Genomic DNA, 22,947 nt, shown 5'->3' with positions numbered 1-22,947 from the left:
TGATCAGCCCAGGTTGTCCTGAATCACGCTCAACACTTTGCGTGCCACTTCAGCCGGCGCGACGGTGTTGATGTTTTTCTCGACGGTGACCTGAATGTTCTCGCCAACCTTGCTCAGGCGAACCTGATAACGCTCGGCACGGGCTTCAACTTCTTCCTTGCTCGGCGCACTGCCGAACAGGCTGCTGAAGAAACCAGGCTTGTCGTCTTTCTTCTCGGCTTTTTCGGCCAGGTTGATGTAGTACAGGCCGAGGCTGCGGTTGATGTCTTCAACGCGCCATTCGCCTTGTTCCAGTGCACGGCCAACGCTCGACCAGGCACGGTCCAGATCGGTACCGACGTTCAACACCGGGTTACCACTGCCGTCTTCGCTGAGGCTGACACGGCTCGGCGTATCGAAATCACGCGAAGCGAGCATCGACACCGAACCACCCTTCTCGGAGATCCGGCTCATGCTCGCGAGCATGTCGTCGACCAGCGCTGCGTCCAGGCCAGTGTTGACCGAACGGTTGGTGAAGGCCACGTCGGCCGTGGTGCCGGCAGGACGCTCGGCGCTGACCACGTAGATTTCACTGGTGTTGCGCTGCACGCCCGGCTCGATGCGAACACGCACACGGGTTTCGCTGTCGCTGGCAATGCCGGCTGCGCTCAGGCGCTTGGCCATGGACGCGGACAGTTCATCGGAATGCTGCCAGGTGGTGGTGAATTCGCCGGTTTGCGGGCGCTGCTCGTCCAGACGGAAACCGTTGTCCTGGAAGAATTGCACCGCCACTGGCCAGACTTCGGCCGGTGGGTGCTGGGCCACGACCCAACGCGAATCACCGCTCTTCTGCAGCGAGTAATCGCTGGCATCGGCAACGGCCGACAGCGGCTGAGGACGCGGCACAATGTATTCGCCCTTGGCGGTGTCATCAGCGACGTTGCGCGGGATCGGCAACAGCGGATCCAGACGCTTGGAGGTGCTGACCTCCGGTGGCAGTTGCATCGGTGCAGTCTGTTGCGCTTCCAGGTAATCGCTACCACGGTCACGGAAATAACCTTCCGGGCCCCAGACCCATCCGCAGCCACTGGTGCTGGAGATAATCAAGGCAAGTGCGGAAAGTCCGGCCATTCGCTTCATGCGTTGTACTTCCTCAATTAAACCAGGACGTTGCACTGGCGCAGAGCCGAGCGCAGCGTTTCATGACAAGGTGTGCTCAGCCAGGTCAGTGGCAGGCGGATGCCTTCGTGCATCAGGCCCATTTCAACCAAAGCCCACTTCACCGGAATCGGGTTGGCTTCGATGAACAGGTCTTTGTGCAGCGGCATCAGTTTTTCGTTGATCGCCCGTGCGGTGTCGGCGTCGCCTTTCAGCGCGGCCTCGCACAGATCAGCCATTTCGCGTGGCGCAACATTGGCAGTCACGGAGATGTTGCCTTTGCCGCCCAGCAGGATCAGTTCAACGGCGGTCGGATCATCGCCGGACAGCACGATGAAATCCTTGCTCACACCATCGATGATTGCTTTGGCGCGTTTCAGGTCGCCAGTGGCTTCCTTGATGCCGATGATGTTCGGCACCGTGGACAGGCGGATCACGGTTTCGGCCTGCATGTCGCACGACGTGCGGCCCGGAACGTTGTAGAGAATCTGTGGAATGTCGACCGATTCAGCAATGTGTTTGAAGTGCTGATACAAGCCTTCCTGAGTCGGCTTGTTGTAGTACGGAACAACCAGCAGGCAGGCATCGGCGCCGGCTTCTTTGGCGTTGCGGGTCAGCTCGACGGCTTCGCGGGTCGAGTTGGCGCCAGTGCCGGCGATGACCGGAATGCGCCCGGCAACCTGTTTGACCACGGCTTTGATGACGGCGATGTGTTCTTCGACATCAAGGGTTGCCGACTCGCCGGTAGTACCGACCGCGACAATGGCATGGGTGCCGTTCTTGAGATGGAAGTCCACGAGTTTGCTGAGGCTGTCCCAGTCAAGACGCCCTTGTGCATCCATGGGAGTGACCAGTGCCACCATACTGCCCGCAATCATGAAACCGCTCCTGCCGGAAAAAGAGAGCGGTAATGGTACTGGCGCCAAGATGCTTGCACAAGCGAAGTACTGCGCTGCCGCCATTCCCCTTGGCGCCGCTTTTCGCTACCCTTCAGACTTTGATCGGTACTGATCAGCTTGTACGCCGGGTTCCAGCCTCCCTTTACGGCCTCCCAGACCCCGTTCCTGCGTCGCATCGACGCGCTCCCGCTATAGTGGAGCGAGCCGCGAGCGCTGGCCGGGCCTCTTTTTATGGACAGCCAGAACAGGCACTCCCCGGCAGCCAATGCCCGTAACCCTACCGACCGCTCATCGCTTTAGGAATGCTGCATGTCCACCCCCACAGTTCGCGAACAATTCCTTGTTATCAGTGCCCTTGGCGCCAACCCCATGGAGCTGACTAACGTCCTGTGCCGCGCCAGCCATGAAAATCGCTGCGCCGTGGTTACTTCGCGCCTGACTCGCCACGGCGAGTGCAGTGCGCTGGTCCTTGAGGTCTCCGGCAGCTGGGACGCCCTCGCCCGCCTGGAGGGCAGCCTGCCAGGCCTGGCCAAGAAACATGCCTTCACGGCTAACGTGGTGCGTAGCGCGCCGCTGGAAAATCGTCCGCAGGCGCTGCCGTACGTGGCCTATGTCAGCTCGGCGTATCGTCCGGACATCATCAATGAGCTGTGCCAGTTCTTCATGGATCACAACGTCGAACTGGAAAACCTGACCTGCGACACGTATCAGGCGCCGCAGACCGGCGGCACCATGCTCAACGCCACGTTCACCGTGACCCTGCCGGCCGGCACCCAGATCAGTTGGCTGCGCGACCAGTTCCTCGACTTCTCCGACGCGATGAACCTCGATGCACTGATCGAGCCTTGGCGCCCACAAAACCCAATGTAAGGAAGCTTTCATGGCCGTTGTCATCGACCAACCGGTTGCGGATTTCGAAGCACCTGCCACCAGCGGGCAGACCGTCAGCCTGTCTGCCCTGAAGGGCAAACAAGTGGTGATCTATTTCTATCCGAAGGACAGCACCCCGGGTTGCACTACAGAAGGTCAGGGCTTTCGTGATCAATACGCCGCGTTCAAGGCCGCCAATACCGAGATTTTCGGTATCTCCCGCGACAGCCTGAAGTCCCACGAGAACTTCAAGTGCAAGCAGGAGTTTCCCTTTGAGCTGATCAGCGACAAGGACGAAGCCGTCTGCCAATTGTTCGACGTGATCAAGTTGAAGAAGCTGTATGGCAAGGAATACCTGGGCGTTGATCGCAGCACGTTCCTGATTGATAAGGACGGTGTGCTGCGTCAGGAATGGCGCGGTGTGAAGGTGCCGGGGCATGTGGATGCGGTTCTGGCTGCTGCTCAGGATCTGAATAAAGCTTGATGGTTTTGCGTCGCCCTCATTGACGCCTTCGCGAGCAAGCTCGCTCCCACATTGAACTTGTGAACGCCACAGATCCAATGTGGGAGCGAGCCTGCTCGCGAATAGCCTTCATAAAAATCTGGCTCAGCCGCTACAGCAGTGGCGCCACCGCAGGCTCTTGGCGCGGCCACGCATCCAGCACAGCCTTGAACAGCGTCGCCAGCGGGATCGCAAAGAACACGCCCCAGAATCCCCACAACCCGCCAAACAACAGCACCGCGCAGATAATTGCCACCGGGTGCAGGTTGACCGCCTCCGAGAACAGCAACGGCACCAGCACGTTGCCATCCAGTGTCTGGATGATTCCGTAGACCGCCATCAAATAGATGAACTGATCACTCCAGCCCCACTGAAACAACGCAATCAGCAACACCGGCACGGTCACCACCACCGCGCCAACGTACGGCACCACCACCGAGACGCCGACCAGCAACGCCAGCAGCGCCGCATAATTCAGTCCGAGCGCCACAAAAGCGATGTAGGTCACGCCACCACAAATAACGATTTCAATGACCTTGCCGCGAATGTAATTGGCGATCTGTCGGTTCATTTCCTGCGCAACCCGGGTGATCAATGCACGCTCACGCGGCAAGTAGCCACGCACCCACTCGCCGATCATGACCCGGTCCTTGAGGAAGAAGAACACCAGAATCGGTACCAGCACCAGATAGATCATGATGTTCACCAGCAATGGCAGACTCGACAACGAGAATGTCAGTGCCCATTGGCCGAACTTGCCGATCTCGCCCCGTGCTGCTTCGATCGCCTGCAACACCTGCTCGTCGGACACCAGATGCGGATAGCGCTCCGGCAGTAACAGCAGCAGCGATTGCCATTTGGCGAGCATGCCCGGCAGTTCATTGAACAGGGTAATCAACTGATGCCAGAGCAACGGCAACACCACGACGATAAATAGCATCAGCACGCCCATGAACAGCGCGAACACCAACCCCACCGCCACCCCACCCGGCACGCGCAGGCGTTCCAGCGTGACCACCAGGCCCTGCATCAGATACGCCAGCACCATCCCCGCCAGCACCGGCGCGAGCATGCCGCCAAGGGTGAGCACTGCGGTGAAGGCGAGAAACAGCAGCACCGCCAGCACCACGGCTTCTTCATCGGAGAAGTAGCGCTGAATCCAGTCGCGTAACACTTTGAACATCAATAATCCTTAGGTCTTTTACGCTGTCGGTTTCAGGCCTTTTTCAACCAGTAACGGTAAACACCTGCTTCGTCTTCTTCGCGCAGCAGGGTATGACCGGCCAATTTGGCAAAGGTGCGGAAGTCGCGCTGCGAGCCTGCATCGGTCGCGATGACCTTGAGGACGGCGCCACTCTGGAGCTTGTTGAGTTCCATTTTTGCCTTGAGCAACGGCAACGGACAATTCAGGCCACTGGCGTCCAGTTCCACGTCATGGGCTACAGCGTCAGTCATTGCGTCACTCCGGTTCGGGTCGTCGAGCTGCCTAGAATATCTGGTCGCAGCTCCGGTGTCCGGCTACAGTAAGGTCTTTGTCTTCTAAGGCTTTGTGCATGACTTTTCTGCGCCCTACCCTGCTGACGCTCGCTTGCCTGCTCGCCTCACCAGGCTTTGCCGACGATCTGCCGTCACTCGGCGACGCCAGTTCTGCCATTGTCTCGCCGCAACAGGAATACCAGCTCGGCCGCGCCTGGCTGGCGATGCTGCGCAGCCAGGTTTCCCAGCTCAACGATCCGCAGCTCAAGGACTACGTCGAATCCAGCGTGTACAAGCTGGTGGAGACCAGCCAGGTCACTGACCGGCGTCTTGAGTTCATTCTGATCAACAGCCCGCAGCTCAACGCCTTCGCGGCGCCGGGGGGCGTGGTCGGGGTCAACGGTGGCTTGTTCCTCAATGCGCAGACCGAGGGCGAATACGCTTCGGTACTCGCCCACGAATTGGCGCACTTGTCACAACGCCACTTCGCTCGCGGCGTCGAGGCTTCGCAGCGGATGCAGGTGCCGATGATGGCTGCGCTGCTGGCCGGGATCGTTATCGCGGCGGCCGGTGGCGGTGACGCTGGCATCGCAACAATTGCCGGTACGCAGGCAGCGGCGATTCAATCGCAACGGACCTTCTCCCGACAGAACGAACAGGAAGCCGACCGCATCGGTATCCTCAATCTGGAAAAGGCCGGTTATGACCCGCGCTCGATGCCGACCATGTTCGAGCGTCTGATGCGTCAATATCGTTTCGACGCCAAGCCACCGGAATTCCTCCTGACTCACCCGGTGACCGAATCGCGTATCGCCGACACCCGCAACCGTGCCGAACAGGCCAAACCGGGCGGTATTGAAGACTCCAAGCGCTATCAGTTGATCCGCGCGCGCGTGCAGCTGATCTATGAAGAAACCCCTGGCCTGGGCGCCAAGCGTTTCCGTGCGCAACTGGACGAGAACCCGAAAAACGATGTGGCGCGTTACGGTCTGGCGATCGCTCAGATCAAGGGCGGCCAGCTGAACGAGGCTCGCGAGAACCTCAAGCAATTGCTGGCAACATCGCCTAACGAAATCATCTACAACCTCGCCCAGGTCGATCTGGACATCACCAATAATCGCCTGCCGGATGCGCAATCGCGGGTTGACCGGATGCTTACGCAATATCCCGGCAACTATCCGCTGAATCAGGTTCGTGTGGATCTGCTGCTGAAACAGAATCGCGCGCCGGATGCCGAGAAGGCCCTGGAAGCGTTACTCAAATCCCGCCCGGATGACCCGGACGTCTGGTATCAGGTCGCCGAAACCCGTGGCTTGTCCGGCAATATCATCGGCCTGCATCAGGCGCGCGCCGAGTACTTTGCATTGGTTGGCGATTATCGTCAGGCGATCCAGCAGCTCGATTTTGCCAAGCGCAAGGCTGGCAGCAACTTCCCGCTATCCTCGCGAATCGATGCCCGCCAGCGTGAGCTGATGGAGCAGGAGCGGATGATCAAGGACATGATGGGCTGATCGTTACCCACCGGGACAAAAGCTTCAGGCATAAAAAAACCGCCTCTCTAGAGGCGGTTTCTTTTTTACCTTTGCGCTGGGTTATTCAGCCAGTTTGAAGGTGATGAAGCTGGCGCGACCTTGACGCAGAACGCGCATCGACACCGAACGATTCTTCGGCAGCGCTTTGGCGATCTCGCCGAACTCCTTGGTGGAGCCGATGGCCTGGTTGTTCAGGTGCGTGATCACGTCACCTGGCTGCAGACCGATCAGGGCCGCAGGACCGTCCTGCACTTCCTTGATCACCACACCACCTTTGAGGTCGTAGGTTTTCTTCTGCTCGGCGGTCAGCTCACCCACGGCAACACCGAGACGGTTACTGGTGGTTTCAGCGCCGGACTTCGGCAGTGCATCCAGTTCTTTGTCTTCGTCCGGGATGGCGCCAACGGTCAGCTCGACGTTCTTGCGCTTGCCTTCACGAATCACTTCCAGATTGGCTTTGGCGCCAGCTTTCAGTGCACCGACCAGATGTGGCAGGTCCGCAGACATGACGATCGGCTGGCCGTTCATGCTCAGGATCACGTCGCCGACTTGCAGGCCACCTTTGGCTGCCGGGCCGTCATCCTGAATCTGGGCAACCAGCGCGCCGGCTGGTTTATCCAGACCGAACGACTCGGCCAGATCCTTGTTCACTTCCTGGATGACCACGCCCAACCAGCCACGGCTGACCTTGCCGCCGCTCTTCAGCTGATTGGACACATCCATCGCCACGTCGATCGGGATCGCGAACGACACGCCCATGAAGCCGCCCGAACGCGTGTAGATCTGCGAGTTGATGCCGACCACTTCACCGTTCAGGTTGAACAGCGGACCACCGGAGTTGCCCGGGTTGATCGGCACGTCAGTCTGGATGAACGGCACGTAGTTTTCGTTGGGCAGGCTACGGCCGACGGCACTGACGATGCCTTGGGTCACGGTGTGGTCGAAGCCGAACGGCGAACCGATTGCCACGACCCACTGGCCGGCCTTCAGGTCCTGGGATTTGCCGAGTTTGAGCACCGGCAGATCTTTGCCTTCGATTTTCAGCAAGGCCACGTCGGAACGCGGGTCGGTGCCGATCAGCTTGGCTTTCATTTCGCTGCGATCAGCCAGACGCACGAGAATCTCGTCAGCATCAGCGATCACATGGTTGTTGGTCAGGATGTAGCCATCCGGAGAGATGATGAAGCCCGAGCCCAGCGACTGCGCTTCACGCTGACGACCACCACCGCCCGGCGAGCGCTGTTGAGGCGGCATGCCACGCTCGAAGAACTCGCGCAGCATCGGCGGCAGACCTTCCAGATCAGGCATCTGCTGGTTCACTTTGCGATCCGGCAGTTTCTGCGTGGTACTGATGTTCACCACGGCTGGCGACGCCTGTTCGACCAATTGGGTGAAGTCAGGCAGATCGGCCGCTTGTGCAGCAGGGACTGCCTGACCGAGCAACAGCACGGTGGCGAAAATGGAGAGATAAGATTTCAAACTTGGTATCGACATACAGCTCCCGTTACGACGAGCAGGGTTAAGCGATATGGAGCAAGGAACGCCGGAAACCACCGACCGGCATTTTTGTTCCGGCAAAAACAAACAAGGCCAGAGCCGTGAGGCTCTGACCTATAAAAAATTTCCGGGGTATTTGCAAATGAAAATGCTCAGCAAACATTTCATCTACGTCTCGACGAAGAAGTGGTAATGACTGAAATCAGCTCACTGCTTGCTGGTTGCAGTGCCATCAGTGTTACGCATCGACAGAGCAATTCGTTCGGCGGTGCCAATCGGGATTTCGCCGACCACCGTCACCATGATTTCGCCCTGAGGCGTGGTCAGGCGGCGTGAAACGGCAACGGTCGGGCCCAATTGAGTCCGAGTGTCGGTGACGGTTGCGCCGTTCAATGGCTCAAGGAAAACCGAGAAACGCGCCAGACCGTCGTCATATAGCAAGCTGCTGACCTGAGTCTTGGTTTCCGGATCTTTGTGCGAGTTACTGCTGGTCAGCTCGAAACCCGGCGGTAGCCAGTCCGAGTGCCAGACTTGAGCGGTCTTGACCGCCGAAGCCTTGTCACTGTCCAGCGTAATTGCCTTGCAGTCAGCGTCGGCCTGCAAGTCCTTGTCCGAAGGGACTTCATCAGTATCAAGACTGGTGAACTGGAAGCGCTCAAGCAACTGCCCCTTGTCGTTCAGCAGCAACGACTTCAGCGGCAAGCCGGTTTTCTTGTCCAGATGCAGCTCAAACCCGTAACGATGCTGATCGCGAGGCGTCAGCGATACAATCACTGCGTCTCGCCCAGCCACGCGCGATTTGCCGATGACGGCAAGGTCATACCAGTTTTTCAGCTTTTGCGGATCGAGAGGACGAGCGGCTGAGTTGGGAGAATCCCCCAGCCCGGCAATCAGGGTGCCGCTGACGCATTGAGTGTGTCCATCAATGCGCACGACTTCCTGCGCCGAACCGTCGAGCTGGAGTAAACGCTCGCGGACCTGGCCATTCTGGACGCGATGCCAGATGTTATGGGTAGAAAAGCTACCGTTACGCTCGTAAACGAATGTGCCGTGAAAGCTTTGCTGTTGCTCGGCCTGGCCCAGACGGGTCAACCAGTCCTGGGCCTCATCAGCGTGGGCTGGAACAATGAACCAGCCACTGAGCAGAAGCGAAAGTAGAGGTATGGCGCGCATGATCCTCCTTAACGGTTTTCCAGACTTGCTGCACGTGCGTATGGCAGTGCGCTTTCAGTGCCTTTCAGTGCAGCCTGTTGAGCGTGCTGGCGCAGGTAACCTGGCAGACGCTGATCGTGCCAGCCTGGCTGACCTTGCAGTACGCCGTTGGCCATAGGGCCAGTGGCTTCCGAACTCTCACTATAGCCTGCCAGAACAGCCGGACCTTTGACCTGCGGGGTCGCCAGGGTTGTCTGACTGGATTGCTGAGCCAGTTCGACGCCAGCGATTTCGTCCTGGTTGTACAGGCGAACACCGGCCAGAACGGCAACAGTCACCGAGGCAGCAACAGCCAGACGGCCGAGGTTGCGCCATGGGCTGCGAGATACTTTGGCCGGAGCCGTTTCGTCTTCCAGTGCAGCAGACACTGCCGCAGCGATATCCAGACGTGGAAGCAGCAGATCCTTGTGCATGGCTGCCCGAGCGATCTGGTAACGAGCCCAGGTCTCACGGGTATCAACATCATCCAGTGCATTAAGCACTCGACGCAATTCCAGTTCGTCCGCTTCGTTATCCATCACTGCGGACAGCGATTCCTGCAGGGCTTCACGACTCATGGCGTTCCTCTCTTGGCTGTCGCCGCTGTCTCAGTTTTCCTGCAACAACGGCTGCAGGGCTTTATCGATGGCCTCCCGAGCGCGGAAAATCCGGGAGCGCACGGTACCCACCGGACATTGCATGACGCTCGCAATGTCCTCGTAACTCAGACCATCGAATTCACGTAAAGTTAAAGCCGTACGCAAATCCTCTGGCAGTTGCTGGATGGTTCGATGGACGGTGCCTTCGATCTCATCCCGCAGCAGTGCACGTTCTGGTGACTCGAGATCCTTGAGGCCGTGATCGCCATCGTAGAACTCTGCGTCTTCGGAACTTACATCGCTATCCGGCGGCCGGCGGCCGCGTGAAACCAGGTAATTCTTCGCCGTGTTAATGGCAATACGGTACAGCCACGTATAAAACGCACTGTCGCCGCGAAAGTTTCCAAGTGCTCGATACGCCTTGATAAAGGCTTCCTGAGCCACGTCCTGGGCTTCATGGGTGTCGTGCACAAAACGCACGATCAACCCGAGAATCTTGTGCTGATACTTCAGCACCAACAGATCGAAAGCTCGCTTGTCGCCGCGTTGAACGCGCTCGACCAGCTGCTGATCCTCTTCCTGGGTTAGCATGAACACTCCTCGATAAGCCCGGAGGAGACTTGCATAACTAAACGACCAGACTTGCAAACATAGACTCGGGCTTTTCGCAAAAGTTCTCCCCCTCAAGGCAAGTTTCCTGCGGGCTCTGATTTGGCACGCACGAAAAACGCAGCTCGGGATAAACCGGCTGCGCGAATAATCTTGTCATCGGTTTCGCCGGCAGGAATCCAACCGCAGATTCCGCACTGAAGCCGACACTGTCCCTTATCTCTGGCACCGACTATTGATCTTGGGCCTTTGGCAAAAGTTCCAATTATTTATAGTCGCCACCACCCGACATTGGGCAACCCTGTGCTGAAAAAGTCTGTTTCAGCGCCGATACAGTCGCCTTTTCCCCAAACGGAGGAAAAAAACTTCCGACGAAGCACCCGTTTTTTCCCTTCACAGTAGTTTCACAATGCCATATCGGCCCGGCTATTGTGCCGCCCCACCCCTCTATATACTAGTGGGCTGTGTGGCTGTCTTGACTCGCCGATCCAGCTGTCTTGCGCCACCCCCGACCCGGGTCGCTTTGAGCGGAATCCTGTAATGAGCCAACAATTCCAACATGATGTTCTGGTCATAGGCAGCGGTGCTGCCGGTTTGAGTCTCGCGCTGACCCTGCCGGGTCATTTGCGCATTGCCGTATTGAGTAAAGGCGATCTCGCCAACGGTTCGACTTTCTGGGCCCAGGGTGGCGTTGCCGCCGTGCTCGACGACACCGATACTGTCGAATCCCATGTAGAGGACACCCTGAACGCCGGTGGCGGTCTGTGCCATGAAGATGCCGTGCGCTTCACCGTGGAGCACAGCCGCGAAGCCATCCAGTGGCTGATCGACCAAGGTGTTCCGTTCACCCGCGACGATCAATCCGGCACTGAAGATGGCGGGTTCGAATTCCATCTGACCCGCGAAGGCGGTCACAGCCACCGTCGCATCATCCATGCGGCCGATGCTACCGGTGCCGCAATCTTCAAAACTTTGCTGACTCAGGCCAAAGAGCGTTCGAATATCGAGTTGCTGGAGCAGCGAGTTGCCGTTGATCTGATCACCGAACGACGCTTGGGCATGGACGGCGAGCGCTGCCTCGGCGCCTACGTACTCAACCGCAAGACCGGTGAAGTCGACACTTACGGCGCACGCTTTGTGATTCTGGCCTCGGGCGGCGCCGCCAAGGTCTACCTCTATACCAGCAATCCCGATGGCGCCTGCGGTGACGGCATCGCCATGGCCTGGCGCTCGGGCTGCCGGGTGGCGAATCTGGAATTCAACCAGTTCCACCCGACCTGCCTCTATCACCCGCAGGCCAAGAGTTTTCTGATCACCGAAGCCCTGCGCGGCGAAGGCGCGCATTTGAAGCTGCCCAATGGCGAACGCTTCATGTCCCGCTTCGACAAGCGCGCCGAACTGGCGCCGCGCGACATCGTCGCCCGCGCCATCGACCATGAAATGAAGCGCTTGGGTGTCGATTGCGTTTATCTCGATATCAGCCACAAACCCGAAGCGTTCATTAAAAGTCACTTCCCGACTGTTTATGAGCGCTGCCTCGGTTTCGGCATCGACATCACCAAGCAGCCGATCCCGGTCGTACCGGCCGCGCATTACACCTGCGGCGGCGTAATGGTCGATCAGAATGGCCGCACCGATGTGCCCGGCCTGTACGCCATCGGTGAAACCAGCTTCACCGGCCTGCACGGCGCCAACCGCATGGCCAGCAACTCGCTGCTGGAATGTTTTGTTTATGCGCGCTCGGCCGCGGCGGACATCCTCGCGCAACTGGACGATGTCACCGCGCCAAACGCCCTGCCCGCGTGGGACGCCAGCCAGGTGACCGATTCCGACGAAGACGTGATCATCGCGCACAACTGGGATGAACTGCGGCGGTTCATGTGGGACTACGTCGGCATCGTGCGCACCAACAAGCGCCTGCAACGGGCGCAACACCGCGTGCGCCTGCTGCTGGACGAGATCGACGAGTTCTATAGCAACTATAAAGTCAGCCGTGACCTGATCGAGCTGCGCAACCTGGCGCAAGTCGCCGAACTGATGATCTGCTCAGCCATGGAACGCAAGGAAAGTCGCGGCCTGCATTACACCCTCGACTATCCAGACATGCTGCCCGAGGCGCTCGACACTATTCTGGTGCCGCCCACCTACGTCGGCTGAACTTGAGCCGTACTCGCAGGCGCCGGTGCAAGTCGGCCGTCTGTGAGTCTCGCGGCACGCAGATCGATCTGACACACCATTCGCCGCGCAAGCGAAAACGCAGAACCACAATCAATGGCAGCGCAAGGCTGTCCGGACGCAACTGCGCCGCTTGCCAACCATCAGCCTGATTCCACACCTGCCAACCATCGACGTCCCGACGCAATCCACGAAACGCCTTGGGATGATTCAACAGAATCTGCCTTGGCAACGCCCAAAAGCCATGCAGCAGACAGCCAAAAGCCCCGAGCACGCTGGCCCAGAGTGGAATCGAAAGCAGAAACAGAGCGCCCAGCGCGAACGCCTGGGCCAACAGATAAGCCGCCAGCAACTGCCGTGAGGCATGCCAGCGGCATTCGAACGTGTTACTTGGGCTGGACACGGTCCAGGATCATGCGAACCATGCGCTGCAGTTCCGGATCTTCAGACTCGCTGCGCTCCATGAACCAGCCGAACATGTCCTGATCCTCGCACGTCAGCAGACGCACATACAGATCGCGATCCACCTGGTTCAACGTCGCGTAGACCTCCTTCACGAACGGCACCAGCAACACGTCAAGCTCAAGCATGCCGCGACGGCTGTGCCAAAAGAGGCGATTCAGTTCAACTTGTTCGACCATGGAGCCCTCCTCAAATTTGGCGGCAAGTATACAGGCCCGAGGCGGGTCGCACAGTCGGCTTTGGTCGGGGACCACCGATCCTTTATCAACTACCCATTTCAACAACGCGCCCTTATGATGTGCCCCAGTCTATTTACCCTGCGATGACCCATGGCCGATTCTGCTTTTTTCTGCACCCTGTCTCATGAAGGCGTTCTCGCGGTTCGCGGCGCGGATGCCGGAAAATTCCTGCAAGGCCAGTTGACCTGCAACCTCAATTACCTCAGCGACAACCGTGCCAGCCTTGGCGCCCGTTGCACGCAGAAGGGCCGGATGCAGTCGAGCTTCCGCATTCTGCTCGAAAGTGACGGTGTGGTTCTGGCGATGGCCAGTGAGCTGCTGGAGCCGCAACTGGCGGACCTGAAAAAGTACGCGGTGTTCTCCAAATCGAAACTGACCGACGAAAGTGCCGCTTGGGTGCGCTTCGGTCTGGCCCATGGCGACAACGCCTTGACCAGCCTCGGCCTGGAGTTGCCAGCAGAAACCGACAGCGTCGTGCGTCACGAAGGCCTGATTGCGATTCGCGTCTCGCCGGATCGCGCCGAACTCTGGGTACCGGCCGATCAGGCTGACGCGATCAAAGCAAAATTGTCCGCGGCCCTGCCTGAAACCGAGCTGAATCAATGGTTGCTGGGCCAGATCCGCGCCGGTATCGGCCAGGTCATGCCGAGCACCCGCGAGCTGTTCATCCCGCAGATGCTCAACCTGCAAGCCGTCGGCGGCGTGAGTTTCAAGAAAGGCTGCTACACCGGCCAGGAAATCGTTGCGCGCATGCAGTACCTGGGCAAACTCAAGCGTCGTCTGTATCGCTTGAGCCTGGACGCCGCTGACTTGCCGGAGCCTGGCACACAACTGTTTGCGCCAAGCCACAACAGCGCCATTGGTGAAGTGGTGCTGGCCGCCAAGACCGGGCAAAACATTGAACTCCTGGCGGTGCTGCAGGCCGAAGCTGCCGAAGCCGGTGATTTGCATTTGGGCGCTCTTGAAGGCCCGGCGCTGCATCTGCTCGACCTGCCTTATGAACTGGATCGCGACCGCGAAATCCAGCGCTGATCGCAGCATTTGTTGCAACACCCTAGAGAGTTTAAATGAGCGAACTGGCGGAAAAAGTCCAACAGGATTTGGTTGAGGCCATCGATAACGATGACCTGGTTCTGCCCACGTTGCCGGAAGTGGCCTTGCAGATTCGCAAGGCCGCTGAAGACCCGGAGATCAGCGTCAGCGACCTGAGCAAAGTGATCGGCCGTGACACGGCGCTGTCGGCGCGCCTGATCAAAGTGGTCAACAGCCCGTTGCTGCGCGCCGCACAGGAAGTCACCGACCTGCACACGGCCATCACCCGGCTGGGCATCAACTACAGCAGCAACCTGGCGATCGGTCTGGTGATGGAGCAGATCTTCCACGCCCGCTCCGAGGTGGTCGAACAAAAGATGCGCGAAGTCTGGCGCAAGAGCCTGGAAATTGCCGGGGTCAGTTATGCGCTGTGCCGCCGCTACACGCAGCTCAAGCCCGATCAGGCAGCGCTCGGCGGGCTGGTGCACCAGATCGGCGTGTTGCCGATTCTGACCTATGCCGAAGACCACTATGAACTGCTGTCGGACCCGGTCAGCCTCAACCATGTGATCGATCACATTCATCCGCTACTGGGTGACAAGTTGCTGCGCGTCTGGGAGTTCCCGGAGCGACTGGTGGAATTGCCGGGGCGCTATCAGGACTTCAAGCGCGACTCGACTGCAATTGACTATGTCGATCTGGTGCAGGTGGCGAGCCTGTATTGCCACAAGGACACCGATCACCCTTTTGCGCGGATTGATCCAATGACAGTTCCGGCGTTCAGAAAGCTCGGGATTGATCCTGAGAACAAAGCGCTGTGTGAAGATCTGGAAGAGTCGCGGACGATGTTTTACTGATCCGAGACCTTATTGTGGCCATCGCGAGCAGGCTCACTCCTACAGGAGAACGCGTTCCAGTGTAGGAGTGAGCCTGCTCGCGATGAGGCCAACAAAAACACTGCAAGTCACCCGGCGATAAAACTGACCCGCACCTTCAACCCCGCCTGCTCGCCATCATGCAAACTGATCTGGGCCAGATGCGCCCGGCAGATCTCACCGACAATCGCCAGACCCAATCCAGAACCCGCCACCTGCTGATTGCGCCGGTAGAAACGTTCGAACACCCGATCGCGCTCCTCCAGCGGAATGCCCGGCCCGTCATCTTCCACTTCAAGTATTGCCGGCGCGGTTACCCGCAAAATCACATTGCCGCCCGGCGGCGTATGCGCCAAAGCGTTGTCCACCAGATTGCTCAGCAACTCGTTGAGCAACGTCGGTTCACCGCGCAACCACACCGGCTCATCCGCTTCCAGCGCCAGCGCCACCCCGCGCTTGTGTGCCAATGGCGCCATGGCCATGCCTAGTTCCCGGGCCAACTGACTCAGATCGAGCAACTGTGCGCCGCCCTCGGCAATCGCCCGGGCACCGTTTTCGACGCGCGCCAGCGACAGCAACTGATTGGCCAGATGGGTCAGGCGATCGGTGCTTTGCGCCGAGGATTCCAATGTCATGCGCCACGTCTCGGGCTCGTTCGAACGCAGGCCCAATTCAAGTCGCGCTTTCAGGGCCGCCAAGGGCGTACGTAACTCATGGGCTGCATCGGCGATGAACTGCGCCTGCCGTTCGAACTGACCACGCAAGCGCTCGGTGAAATGGTTAAGTCCACGCACCAAGGGCCACAGCTCATGCTGCACTTCAACCAATGGCAGCGGCCGCAAGTCATCGGGCTGACGTTCTTCCACTGCTGTGCGCAAACGCTCCAATGGGCGCAAAGCAGCACTGACCGCAAACCACACCAGCAGCAACGCTCCGATCGCCAACATGCCCAGGCGCAGCAAAGTATCGGCCGCCAGACTGCGCGCCATGCTCACCCGTGCTTCGTCGGTTTCGGCGACGCGAATTTCCGCCATGCCGTTCATGTTCGGTTCGGTCACTGCTTTCAGCAGGCTGACCACGCGCACGTTCTGCCCTTTGTAGGTGGCGTTGTAGAACCGCGCCAACGCGGGATAACTGTCGGTGCGCGGCGTCCCCGGCGGCGGCCCGGGCAGGTTTTCATAGCCGGAAATCAGCTTCTGATGGATGTCATTGACCTGATAGTAAATCCGCCCGGCGCTGTCATAAGCGAAGGTATCGAGTGCGACGTAAGGCACATCGGCACTCAATGTGCCGTCACGTTGCGACAGACCCGCGGCGATGGTCCGCGCCGAGGCCAGCAACGTGCGGTCATACGCGGTGTCGGCGGCTTCGCGACCGTTCCAGTAAGCGCTCAAACCACTGGCGAGCATCAACACCACCAGCAGCAATGCGAGATTCCACAGCAAGCGCCAGCGCAGGCTGCTGGGCTTATGCATCGCGGCTTTCCAGCAGGTAACCGAGGCCGCGGAAGGTCACGATCGCCACCGGTTGGCCGTCGAGTTTCTTGCGCAAACGGTGGACGTAGATTTCGATTGCGTCGGGGCTGGCTTCTTCGTCGAGACCGAACACCTGGGACGCCAGTTGTTCCTTGCTCATGACCCGCCCCGGCCGGGCGATCAGTGCTTCCAGCACCGCTTGCTCGCGGGATGTCAGGGTCAGCAATTCTTCGCCAAGGGTGAAGCGCCGGGTGTCGAGGTCATAGGCCAGCACGCCACAACGTTGCTGGCGTTCGCCGCCGAGCACACTGCGGCGCAGCAAGGCTTTGACCCGCGCCTCCAGTTCAGTCAGTTCGAACGGTTTGGCGAGGTAATCGTCGGCGCCCAGATTGAGGCCATGGACGCGATCCTTCACATCGCTGCGCGCGGTCAGCATCAGCACCGGCAGATTCTTGCCGCGAGCGCGCAAACGCGCCAGCACCTCGAAACCATCCATGCGCGGCAGGCCGACATCGAGGATCGCCACGGCGTATTCCTCACTGCCCAGCGCCAGATCGGCGGCCACGCCATCGTGCAACACATCCACGGTCAGACCGGTGCTCTTGAGCGCCTGAGCGACACTTTCGGCCAGTTGCAGATGGTCTTCGACGAGCAGGACACGCATGGATTTTTACCTCGTTCAGGGATGGCCAACGCCACGCTTTGCCGCGGAGTTTACAGCCGCAACCGCCGCTGTGAAGCCCGAAAACCTTGAAAGTCTGCTGAAAGGTTAGCGAAAGGTTAGCTCGTTACAGTCAGCCCACGGACAGTTCCGACTGCCGTCGCTGATGCCACACAGCGCAAAGAAAAACGCCTCGAAGCGTTTTCGACCAATAAGAACAATAAACGGAGTACACCCGCATGCCGTCCATGCAGCCTCAGGCGTCCACGCCTGTTCGCCCTTCCCGTTTCAGCCACACCGCCCTCGTCAGTGCCGCCCTTGCCGGTTTTTCGCCGTTGAGTTTTGCCGACTTCATTGAGGACAGCAGCGCCACCTTCGAAACCCGCAATATGTATTTCAACCGCGACTTTCGCGATGGCACCAGCGCCCAGCAATCCAAGCGTGACGAATGGGCTCAGGGCTTCATGCTCAATCTGCAATCGGGTTACACCGACGGCACCGTGGGGTTCGGTGTCGATGCTTTAGGCATGCTTGGCGTCAAACTCGATTCAAGCCCTGACCGCACCGGCACCGGCCTGCTGCCGACCCACGATGACGGACGCGCGGCGGACGAGTACTCGAAAGTCGGCCTGACCGGCAAAGTGAAAATCTCTGCCACCGAACTTAAAATCGGCAGCCTGATTCCTGAACTGCCGATCCTCAAACCCAACGACGGGCGCATCCTGCCGCAGACCTTTGAAGGGGGTTTGCTGACCTCCAAAGAGATCAAGAACCTGACCTTCACCGGCGGCCGTCTGGAGAAAGCCAAGGATCGCGACAGCACCGATTTCGAAGACATCGCCCTCAACAACAAGAACAGCCGTTTCGCTGGCACCGCTGCCGGCAAGCACTTTGACTTTGGCGGTGTGGACTACAAGTTCACCGACAAGATCACCGGCAGTTACCACTTCGCCCAACTCGACGAAGTCTACAACCAGCACTTCTTCGGCCTGGTCGCCTCGCGGCCGATGGGCCCGGGCACGTTTGCCACCGATCTGCGTTTTGCCGTCAGCGATGACCAAGGCGCGGCCCGTGGCGGCGAGATCGACAACCGCTCGCTCAACGGTCTGGTCAGCTACGCGCTGAGCGGGCACAAGTTCAGCGCCGGTTATCAGCACATGTCCGGCGACAGCGCCTTCCCGTATGTCGATGGCAGCGACCCGTATCTGGTCAACTTCGTGCAGATCAACGATTTCGCCGGCGCTGAAGAGCGCTCCTGGCAGGCTCGCTACGACTTCGACTTCGCCAAACTCGGCATCCCCGGTCTTAGCTTCATGAGTCGCTACTTGAGCGGTGACAACATCAAGCTCAAGAACGGTGAAGAAGGCAAAGAGTGGGAACGCAACACCGAGATCAAATATGTAGTACAAAGCGGCGCCTTGAAGGATGTCGCCGTGCGTTTACGCAATGCCACTTACCGCTCCAACTACTCGGCTCGCGATGCAGACGAAGTGCGTTTGCTGGTGAGCTACAGCGTTGCCCTTTGGTAAATGCCCGTAAGTGAAAAACACGTCGAATAACAACAATGCCCGTGGAGAATCGAATGAACCTGTCACTGCGTAAAGTTGCACTGGCCGCCAGTTGCATCCTGTTTGCCGGCCAACTGATGGCTGAACCGAAACGTCCGGAATGTATCGCCCCGGCCTCCCCCGGCGGTGGTTTCGACCTGACCTGCAAACTGGTGCAGAGCGCACTGGTCAATCAGAAACTGCTGAGCAAACCGATGCGTGTGACCTACATGCCCGGCGGAGTCGGCGCGGTGGCCTACAACGCCGTGGTCGCGCAACGTCCGGCGGATGCCGGCACGCTGGTGGCGTGGTCGAGCGGTTCGCTGTTGAACCTGGCCCAGGGCAAGTTCGGTCGCTTCGATGAGACCAACGTGCGTTGGCTGGCAGCGGTCGGCACCAGCTACGGTGCCATCGCGGTGAAAAGCGATTCGCCCTACAAGACCCTCGACGATCTCGTTCAGGCACTGAAGAAAGATCCAAGCTCCGTGGTGATCGGTTCCGGCGGCACCGTTGGCAGCCAGGACTGGATGCAAACCGCACTGATCGCCAAGGCTGCCGGAATCAACCCGCGTGACCTGCGTTACGTTGCGCTTGAAGGCGGCGGCGAAATCGCCACCGCCCTGCTCGGCGGTCACATCCAGGTCGGCAGTACCGACATCTCCGACTCCATGCCGCACATCCAGAGCGGTGACATGCGTCTGCTCGCAGTGTTCGCCGACAAGCGTCTCGACGAGCCGGAAATGAAAGACATCCCGACCGCTCGCGAGCAAGGCTACGACATCGTCTGGCCGGTGGTGCGCGGCTTCTACCTGGGGCCAAAAGTCAGCGACGAAGACTACGCCTGGTGGAAAGACTCGTTCGACAAACTGCTGGCCTCCGACGAGTTCGCCAAGCTGCGCGATCAGCGTGAACTGTTCCCGTTCGCCATGACCGGCCCGGAACTCGACACCTACGTGAAGAAACAGGTAGCGGACTACAAAGTGCTGGCCAAAGAGTTCGGCCTGATCCAGTGATCGCCTCTGTCTAGCGGCTGCGTTCCCGTTTGCGGGGACGCGGCACAGGAGCTCCCATGCTTATTCAACGCATTTTCGCCTCCGTGCTGTTGCTGGTTTGCGCCGGCCTGGCACTGATGGCGTGGCCGTACCAAGCGGCCTTTTCCTACGAACCGGTCGGCCCGCGTGCCTTCCCTCTGCTGATGCTCGGCCTGATGGGCGCGGCGCTGCTGTACATGGTGTTTCGCCCGGCGCCGATCAAACACAGTGAAGACGAGCCGCCACTGGATCGCGAAACCCTGACCAAAATCGCCATTTGCGTCGCACTGCTGCTGGTGTTCGCCGGTCTCTTCGAACCGCTGGGTTTCATCCTCAGCAGCATCCTTATCGGTATTCCAATGGCGCGCCTGTATGGCGGTCGCTGGATGCCGAGCATCGTGGTGACCACGCTGATGGCCATCGGTCTGTACCTGCTGTTCGACCGTGTGATGGACGTTCCGCTGCCCCTTGGCCTGCTCGACGTGCTGGAGAACTGATATGGATACCCTCGGTTATTTGGGTCAAGGCTTCGGCGTCGCGCTGAGCCCGTACAACCTGGTTACGGCCCTGACTGGCACACTGATCGGCACTGTCGTCGGCCTGCTGCCGGGCCTCGGCCCGATCAACGGCGTGGCCCTGCTGATTCCGATCGCTTTTGCTCTCGGCCTGCCGCCGGAGTCGGCGTTGATTCTGTTGGCAGCGGTGTATCTGGGCTGTGAATACGGCGGACGGATCAGTTCGATCCTGCTGAACATTCCCGGCGAAGCATCCACCGTGATGACCACCCTCGACGGTTACCCGATGGCCCGTAAAGGCCTTGCCGGTGTGGCGCTGTCGCTGTCGGCGTGGAGCTCGTTTATCGGTGCGTTTATCGCCACCTGCGGCATGGTCCTGTTCGCCCCGCTGCTGGCGAAATGGGCGATTGCCTTTGGTCCGGCGGAATACTTCGTGTTGATGGTGTTTGCGATTGTCTGCCTCGGCGGCATGGCCGGTGATCGACCGTTGAAGACCTTCATCGCGGCGTTGATCGGCCTGTTCCTGTCGAGTGTCGGCATCGACGCCAACAGCGGCGTGTACCGCTTCACCGGTGACAACATCCACCTGACTGACGGCATTCAATTCGTTGTGCTGGTGCTCGGTCTGTTCTCGGTCAGTGAGATTCTGTTGCTGCTGGAGAAAACCCATCGCGGCCAGGAAGCGGTGAAAGCCACCGGGCGGATGATGTTCAACTTCAAGGAAGCGTCGTCGGTGTTCGTGGTGAACATCCGTTGCGGCCTGCTCGGTTTCATCATGGGCGTGCTGCCGGGTGCCGGCGCGACGCTGGCCAGCGCCGTGGCCTACATGACCGAAAAACGCATCGCCGGTGCCAGTGGCAAATTCGGTCAGGGTGATGCCCGTGGCCTCGCCGCGCCGGAAACTGCCATCGGGGCTTCGGCTTGTGGCGCACTGGTGCCAATGCTGACCCTCGGCGTTCCAGGTTCGGGCACGACCGCGGTGATGATCGGCGCTCTATCGCTGTACAACATCACCCCGGGCCCACTGCTGTTCCAGCAACAACCGGACATCGTCTGGGGCCTGATCGCCTCGTTGTTCATCGCCAACATCATGCTGGTGATCCTCAACATTCCGATGATCCGCATCTTCACCCGCATCCTCGCCGTGCCGAACTGGGCACTGGTGCCGGTGATCGCGATCATCACCGGGATTGGCGTCTACGCGGTGCACGCCACCACCTTCGACCTGTTCCTGATGGTCGGCATCGGCATCTTCGGCTACATCCTGCGCAAGCTCGACTTCCCGTTGTCGCCGGTACTGCTGGGCTTCATCCTCGGCGGCCTGATGGAGCAGAACCTGCGTCGGGCACTGTCGATTTCCAACGGTGCGCTGGAGATCCTCTGGTCGAGCCCTATCACCTTCGGTGTCTGGGTGCTGACCGCGATCATGCTGCTGATGCCGCTGCTGCGCATCTGGCGCAAACGTTCGGTCGCGCGTCGCGCCATCGCCGATGTTTGATCGCGCCTCACTGAAATCCTGGTGGGGAACCCCGCTGGTCGGTCTGCTCGGCGGCTACATCGCCAGCCAGATCGGCTGGCCACTGCCGTGGATGGTCGGCTCGTTGCTGGCGATCATCCTCGTGCGCTGCCTGACCCCGTGGCAACTCACGGAAATCCCTGGCGGCCGCAAGTGCGGCCAGTGGATCGTCGGCATCGGCATCGGCCTGCACTTCACCCCGGTGGTGATGGAGCAGGTGCTCAGTCATTTTGGTTTGATCTTCTTTGGTGCGCTGGTCACTAGCCTGTCGGCAGTGGTCGGCGTGTGGTTGATGCGCCGCACCGGTGAGGATCGCGCCACCGCATTTTTCTCGAGCATGCCCGGCGGTTCCGGGGAGATGGTCAACCTCGGTGCGCGTAATGGCGCGATGCTTAGCCACGTCGCGGCGGGGCAAAGTTTGCGTGTTCTGGTGGTGGTGCTGTGTGTGCCAGCGGCGTTCAAGTATCTGCTCGGCGATGGCAATCCGATTTCTCATGCCGGCAGCGTCGATTGGCGCTGGCTGGCGATTCTGTTTCCGGCGGGCGGTCTGCTCGCCTGGCTCTGGCAGCGTTTGCGCCAACCCAATCCGTGGCTGTTCGGACCGTTGCTGGTGAGTGCGGCGGTGAGCATTGGCTGGGATCTGCACATTGGTTTGCCCAATGGTGGCAGTCAGATTGGCCAGTGGTTGATTGGCAGTGGTTTGGGTTGTCACTTCAACCGGCAGTTTTTCCGCCGCGCGCCTTCATTCATGGGACGGACGTTGATCGGCACGGCGTTGACCATGTTGATCGCGACGTTGGCGGCGTTGGGGCTGAGTGCTTTGACCCATCTGGATTTGCGTTCGCTAACGCTCGGCATGATGCCCGGCGGGATTGCCGAGATGAGTCTGACGGCGGAGACCCTGCAATTGTCGGTGCCGCTGGTGACAGCGATGCAGGTGATGCGGTTGCTGTTTGTGCTGTTTCTGGCGGAGCCGTTGTTCAAGTACTGGAATCGTAATCCGGAGTGAGACCGCGTCGCCCTTTTCGCGAGCAGGCTCGCTCCCACAGGTTCTTGTGGGTGCCACAGATTATGTGTACACCTCAAAACCCTGTGGGAGCGAGCCTG

24 protein-coding genes are annotated in these 22,947 nt (G+C 59.5%); 12 read left to right on the top strand and 12 right to left on the bottom strand.

Annotated elements, in window-relative coordinates:
- Positions 1 to 3: 3 nt before the first annotated feature.
- Positions 4 to 1,119 (bottom strand): NlpB/DapX family lipoprotein, encoded by a 1,116-nt coding sequence (gene bamC / locus AC5SEM_RS03580; protein WP_495472195.1) that lies wholly within the window; start codon positions 1,117 to 1,119, stop codon positions 4 to 6.
- Positions 1,120 to 1,136: 17 nt separating this feature from the next.
- Complete coding sequence (gene dapA, locus AC5SEM_RS03575; protein WP_077571532.1) at positions 1,137 to 2,015, bottom strand: 4-hydroxy-tetrahydrodipicolinate synthase; 879 nt, start codon at positions 2,013 to 2,015, stop codon at positions 1,137 to 1,139.
- Between the two features lie 330 nt (positions 2,016 to 2,345).
- Here dapA and AC5SEM_RS03570 point away from each other — a divergent pair, with 330 nt between their 5' ends.
- Together AC5SEM_RS03570 and AC5SEM_RS03565 are read left to right on the top strand one after the other, a co-directional pair.
- A complete protein-coding gene (locus AC5SEM_RS03570; RefSeq protein WP_034153153.1) occupies positions 2,346 to 2,906 on the top strand; it encodes a glycine cleavage system transcriptional repressor in 561 nt (186 codons plus the stop codon).
- Positions 2,907 to 2,916: 10 nt separating this feature from the next.
- A complete protein-coding gene (locus AC5SEM_RS03565; protein ID WP_095119107.1) occupies positions 2,917 to 3,390 on the top strand; it encodes a peroxiredoxin in 474 nt (157 codons plus the stop codon).
- A 130-nt stretch (positions 3,391 to 3,520) separates the two neighbouring features.
- Here the strand turns inward: AC5SEM_RS03565 and AC5SEM_RS03560 are convergent, their stop codons facing one another.
- Together AC5SEM_RS03560 and AC5SEM_RS03555 are read right to left on the bottom strand one after the other, a co-directional pair.
- Positions 3,521 to 4,591 carry an AI-2E family transporter gene (locus AC5SEM_RS03560; RefSeq protein ID WP_077571529.1) on the bottom strand — a complete coding sequence of 357 codons (1,071 nt, stop codon included), beginning with the start codon at positions 4,589 to 4,591 and terminating at the stop codon, positions 3,521 to 3,523.
- A gap of 32 nt (positions 4,592 to 4,623) precedes the next feature.
- Entirely contained in the window at positions 4,624 to 4,863 is a 240-nt protein-coding gene (locus AC5SEM_RS03555) for a sulfurtransferase TusA family protein (RefSeq protein ID WP_007911399.1), read from the bottom strand.
- A 98-nt stretch (positions 4,864 to 4,961) separates the two neighbouring features.
- Here AC5SEM_RS03555 and AC5SEM_RS03550 point away from each other — a divergent pair, with 98 nt between their 5' ends.
- Positions 4,962 to 6,395: a M48 family metalloprotease gene (locus AC5SEM_RS03550; RefSeq protein ID WP_016984698.1), complete on the top strand. Its 1,434-nt coding sequence runs from the start codon at positions 4,962 to 4,964 to the stop codon at positions 6,393 to 6,395.
- A gap of 81 nt (positions 6,396 to 6,476) precedes the next feature.
- On the opposite strand, the gene AC5SEM_RS03545 is transcribed toward AC5SEM_RS03550, so the two are convergent.
- The gene (locus tag AC5SEM_RS03545; protein ID WP_116028860.1) at positions 6,477 to 7,910 is read right to left on the bottom strand and encodes a DegQ family serine endoprotease; all 1,434 of its coding nucleotides are present in this window, start codon (positions 7,908 to 7,910) and stop codon (positions 6,477 to 6,479) included.
- Positions 7,911 to 7,944: 34 nt separating this feature from the next.
- On the opposite strand from AC5SEM_RS03545, the gene AC5SEM_RS03540 reads away from it, so the two are divergent.
- The gene (locus tag AC5SEM_RS03540) at positions 7,945 to 8,106 is read left to right on the top strand and encodes a hypothetical protein (protein WP_176091700.1); all 162 of its coding nucleotides are present in this window, start codon (positions 7,945 to 7,947) and stop codon (positions 8,104 to 8,106) included.
- Positions 8,107 to 8,120: 14 nt separating this feature from the next.
- Here AC5SEM_RS03540 and AC5SEM_RS03535 read toward each other — a convergent pair whose 3' ends face one another.
- From AC5SEM_RS03535 to rpoE, 3 genes are read right to left on the bottom strand one after another with little or no spacing between them, the layout of a single operon-like run.
- On the bottom strand, positions 8,121 to 9,086 hold the full coding sequence (locus tag AC5SEM_RS03535; RefSeq protein ID WP_077571526.1) for a MucB/RseB C-terminal domain-containing protein: 966 nt from the start codon (positions 9,084 to 9,086) through the stop codon (positions 8,121 to 8,123).
- 8 nt (positions 9,087 to 9,094) lie between these two features.
- Positions 9,095 to 9,682, bottom strand: coding sequence for a sigma-E factor negative regulatory protein (locus AC5SEM_RS03530; RefSeq protein ID WP_116028859.1), 588 nt, complete (start codon positions 9,680 to 9,682; stop codon positions 9,095 to 9,097).
- A gap of 30 nt (positions 9,683 to 9,712) precedes the next feature.
- Positions 9,713 to 10,294, bottom strand: coding sequence for an RNA polymerase sigma factor RpoE/AlgU (rpoE, locus tag AC5SEM_RS03525; protein ID WP_003172477.1), 582 nt, complete (start codon positions 10,292 to 10,294; stop codon positions 9,713 to 9,715).
- Between the two features lie 558 nt (positions 10,295 to 10,852).
- Here rpoE and nadB point away from each other — a divergent pair.
- A complete protein-coding gene (gene nadB / locus AC5SEM_RS03520; RefSeq protein ID WP_077571525.1) occupies positions 10,853 to 12,469 on the top strand; it encodes an L-aspartate oxidase in 1,617 nt (538 codons plus the stop codon).
- Here nadB and AC5SEM_RS03515 read toward each other — a convergent pair.
- Both AC5SEM_RS03515 and AC5SEM_RS03510 read right to left on the bottom strand, forming a co-directional pair.
- A complete protein-coding gene (locus tag AC5SEM_RS03515) occupies positions 12,438 to 12,890 on the bottom strand; it encodes a protein YgfX (protein ID WP_495472194.1) in 453 nt (150 codons plus the stop codon). The two genes, nadB and AC5SEM_RS03515, sit on opposite strands and share 32 nt — an antisense overlap.
- Positions 12,874 to 13,128 carry an FAD assembly factor SdhE gene (locus tag AC5SEM_RS03510; protein WP_053118052.1) on the bottom strand — a complete coding sequence of 85 codons (255 nt, stop codon included), beginning with the start codon at positions 13,126 to 13,128 and terminating at the stop codon, positions 12,874 to 12,876. Before AC5SEM_RS03510 ends, AC5SEM_RS03515 begins: the two co-directional genes overlap by 17 nt.
- Positions 13,129 to 13,278: 150 nt before the next feature.
- On the opposite strand from AC5SEM_RS03510, the gene ygfZ reads away from it, so the two are divergent.
- A complete protein-coding gene (ygfZ, locus tag AC5SEM_RS03505; protein ID WP_495472193.1) occupies positions 13,279 to 14,220 on the top strand; it encodes a CAF17-like 4Fe-4S cluster assembly/insertion protein YgfZ in 942 nt (313 codons plus the stop codon).
- A 35-nt stretch (positions 14,221 to 14,255) separates the two neighbouring features.
- On the top strand, positions 14,256 to 15,077 hold the full coding sequence (locus AC5SEM_RS03500; protein ID WP_016984704.1) for an HDOD domain-containing protein: 822 nt from the start codon (positions 14,256 to 14,258) through the stop codon (positions 15,075 to 15,077).
- A gap of 107 nt (positions 15,078 to 15,184) precedes the next feature.
- Here the strand turns inward: AC5SEM_RS03500 and AC5SEM_RS03495 are convergent, their stop codons facing one another.
- On the bottom strand, positions 15,185 to 16,570 hold the full coding sequence (locus AC5SEM_RS03495) for a sensor histidine kinase (protein ID WP_495472192.1): 1,386 nt from the start codon (positions 16,568 to 16,570) through the stop codon (positions 15,185 to 15,187).
- Positions 16,563 to 17,234: a response regulator gene (locus AC5SEM_RS03490; protein ID WP_007911422.1), complete on the bottom strand. Its 672-nt coding sequence runs from the start codon at positions 17,232 to 17,234 to the stop codon at positions 16,563 to 16,565. The genes AC5SEM_RS03495 and AC5SEM_RS03490 overlap by 8 nt, the downstream gene beginning before the upstream one ends.
- Before the next feature lie 236 nt (positions 17,235 to 17,470).
- Between AC5SEM_RS03490 and AC5SEM_RS03485 the strand changes: the two genes are divergently transcribed.
- The 5 genes from AC5SEM_RS03485 to AC5SEM_RS03465 are packed head-to-tail and all read left to right on the top strand — an operon-like array spanning position 17,471 to position 22,849.
- On the top strand, positions 17,471 to 18,760 hold the full coding sequence (locus AC5SEM_RS03485; RefSeq protein ID WP_495472191.1) for an OprD family porin: 1,290 nt from the start codon (positions 17,471 to 17,473) through the stop codon (positions 18,758 to 18,760).
- 53 nt (positions 18,761 to 18,813) lie between these two features.
- The gene (locus AC5SEM_RS03480; RefSeq protein ID WP_034153137.1) at positions 18,814 to 19,791 is read left to right on the top strand and encodes a Bug family tripartite tricarboxylate transporter substrate binding protein; all 978 of its coding nucleotides are present in this window, start codon (positions 18,814 to 18,816) and stop codon (positions 19,789 to 19,791) included.
- A 56-nt stretch (positions 19,792 to 19,847) separates the two neighbouring features.
- A complete protein-coding gene (locus AC5SEM_RS03475) occupies positions 19,848 to 20,306 on the top strand; it encodes a tripartite tricarboxylate transporter TctB family protein (protein ID WP_007911434.1) in 459 nt (152 codons plus the stop codon).
- A 1-nt stretch (position 20,307) separates the two neighbouring features.
- Entirely contained in the window at positions 20,308 to 21,822 is a 1,515-nt protein-coding gene (locus AC5SEM_RS03470) for a tripartite tricarboxylate transporter permease (RefSeq protein WP_007911435.1), read from the top strand.
- Positions 21,815 to 22,849 carry an AbrB family transcriptional regulator gene (locus AC5SEM_RS03465; protein WP_495472190.1) on the top strand — a complete coding sequence of 345 codons (1,035 nt, stop codon included), beginning with the start codon at positions 21,815 to 21,817 and terminating at the stop codon, positions 22,847 to 22,849. Before AC5SEM_RS03470 ends, AC5SEM_RS03465 begins: the two co-directional genes overlap by 8 nt.
- The last annotated feature ends 98 nt before the right edge of the window (positions 22,850 to 22,947 follow it).

The organism is Pseudomonas sp. CH61, from assembly GCF_059429415.1.
The sequence above is the reverse complement of the archived record's forward strand: the minus strand, read 5'-3'. Positions and strand labels throughout refer to the sequence as shown.

Excerpts from the sequence above, each read along its gene's own strand:
- bamC (WP_495472195.1), bottom strand. The coding sequence starts at position 1,119 with ATGAAGCGAATGGCCGGACTTTCCGCACTTGCCTTGATTATCTCCAGC.
- dapA (WP_077571532.1), bottom strand. The coding sequence starts at position 2,015 with ATGATTGCGGGCAGTATGGTGGCACTGGTCACTCCCATGGATGCACAA.
- AC5SEM_RS03570 (WP_034153153.1), top strand. The coding sequence starts at position 2,346 with ATGTCCACCCCCACAGTTCGCGAACAATTCCTTGTTATCAGTGCCCTT.
- AC5SEM_RS03565 (WP_095119107.1), top strand. The coding sequence starts at position 2,917 with ATGGCCGTTGTCATCGACCAACCGGTTGCGGATTTCGAAGCACCTGCC.
- AC5SEM_RS03560 (WP_077571529.1), bottom strand. The coding sequence starts at position 4,591 with ATGTTCAAAGTGTTACGCGACTGGATTCAGCGCTACTTCTCCGATGAA.
- AC5SEM_RS03555 (WP_007911399.1), bottom strand. The coding sequence starts at position 4,863 with ATGACTGACGCTGTAGCCCATGACGTGGAACTGGACGCCAGTGGCCTG.
- AC5SEM_RS03550 (WP_016984698.1), top strand. The coding sequence starts at position 4,962 with ATGACTTTTCTGCGCCCTACCCTGCTGACGCTCGCTTGCCTGCTCGCC.
- AC5SEM_RS03545 (WP_116028860.1), bottom strand. The coding sequence starts at position 7,910 with ATGTCGATACCAAGTTTGAAATCTTATCTCTCCATTTTCGCCACCGTG.
- AC5SEM_RS03540 (WP_176091700.1), top strand. The coding sequence starts at position 7,945 with ATGGAGCAAGGAACGCCGGAAACCACCGACCGGCATTTTTGTTCCGGC.
- AC5SEM_RS03535 (WP_077571526.1), bottom strand. The coding sequence starts at position 9,086 with ATGCGCGCCATACCTCTACTTTCGCTTCTGCTCAGTGGCTGGTTCATT.
- AC5SEM_RS03530 (WP_116028859.1), bottom strand. The coding sequence starts at position 9,682 with ATGAGTCGTGAAGCCCTGCAGGAATCGCTGTCCGCAGTGATGGATAAC.
- rpoE (WP_003172477.1), bottom strand. The coding sequence starts at position 10,294 with ATGCTAACCCAGGAAGAGGATCAGCAGCTGGTCGAGCGCGTTCAACGC.
- nadB (WP_077571525.1), top strand. The coding sequence starts at position 10,853 with ATGAGCCAACAATTCCAACATGATGTTCTGGTCATAGGCAGCGGTGCT.
- AC5SEM_RS03510 (WP_053118052.1), bottom strand. The coding sequence starts at position 13,128 with ATGGTCGAACAAGTTGAACTGAATCGCCTCTTTTGGCACAGCCGTCGC.
- ygfZ (WP_495472193.1), top strand. The coding sequence starts at position 13,279 with ATGGCCGATTCTGCTTTTTTCTGCACCCTGTCTCATGAAGGCGTTCTC.
- AC5SEM_RS03500 (WP_016984704.1), top strand. The coding sequence starts at position 14,256 with ATGAGCGAACTGGCGGAAAAAGTCCAACAGGATTTGGTTGAGGCCATC.
- AC5SEM_RS03495 (WP_495472192.1), bottom strand. The coding sequence starts at position 16,570 with ATGCATAAGCCCAGCAGCCTGCGCTGGCGCTTGCTGTGGAATCTCGCA.
- AC5SEM_RS03490 (WP_007911422.1), bottom strand. The coding sequence starts at position 17,234 with ATGCGTGTCCTGCTCGTCGAAGACCATCTGCAACTGGCCGAAAGTGTC.
- AC5SEM_RS03485 (WP_495472191.1), top strand. The coding sequence starts at position 17,471 with ATGCCGTCCATGCAGCCTCAGGCGTCCACGCCTGTTCGCCCTTCCCGT.
- AC5SEM_RS03480 (WP_034153137.1), top strand. The coding sequence starts at position 18,814 with ATGAACCTGTCACTGCGTAAAGTTGCACTGGCCGCCAGTTGCATCCTG.
- AC5SEM_RS03475 (WP_007911434.1), top strand. The coding sequence starts at position 19,848 with ATGCTTATTCAACGCATTTTCGCCTCCGTGCTGTTGCTGGTTTGCGCC.
- AC5SEM_RS03470 (WP_007911435.1), top strand. The coding sequence starts at position 20,308 with ATGGATACCCTCGGTTATTTGGGTCAAGGCTTCGGCGTCGCGCTGAGC.
- AC5SEM_RS03465 (WP_495472190.1), top strand. The coding sequence starts at position 21,815 with ATGTTTGATCGCGCCTCACTGAAATCCTGGTGGGGAACCCCGCTGGTC.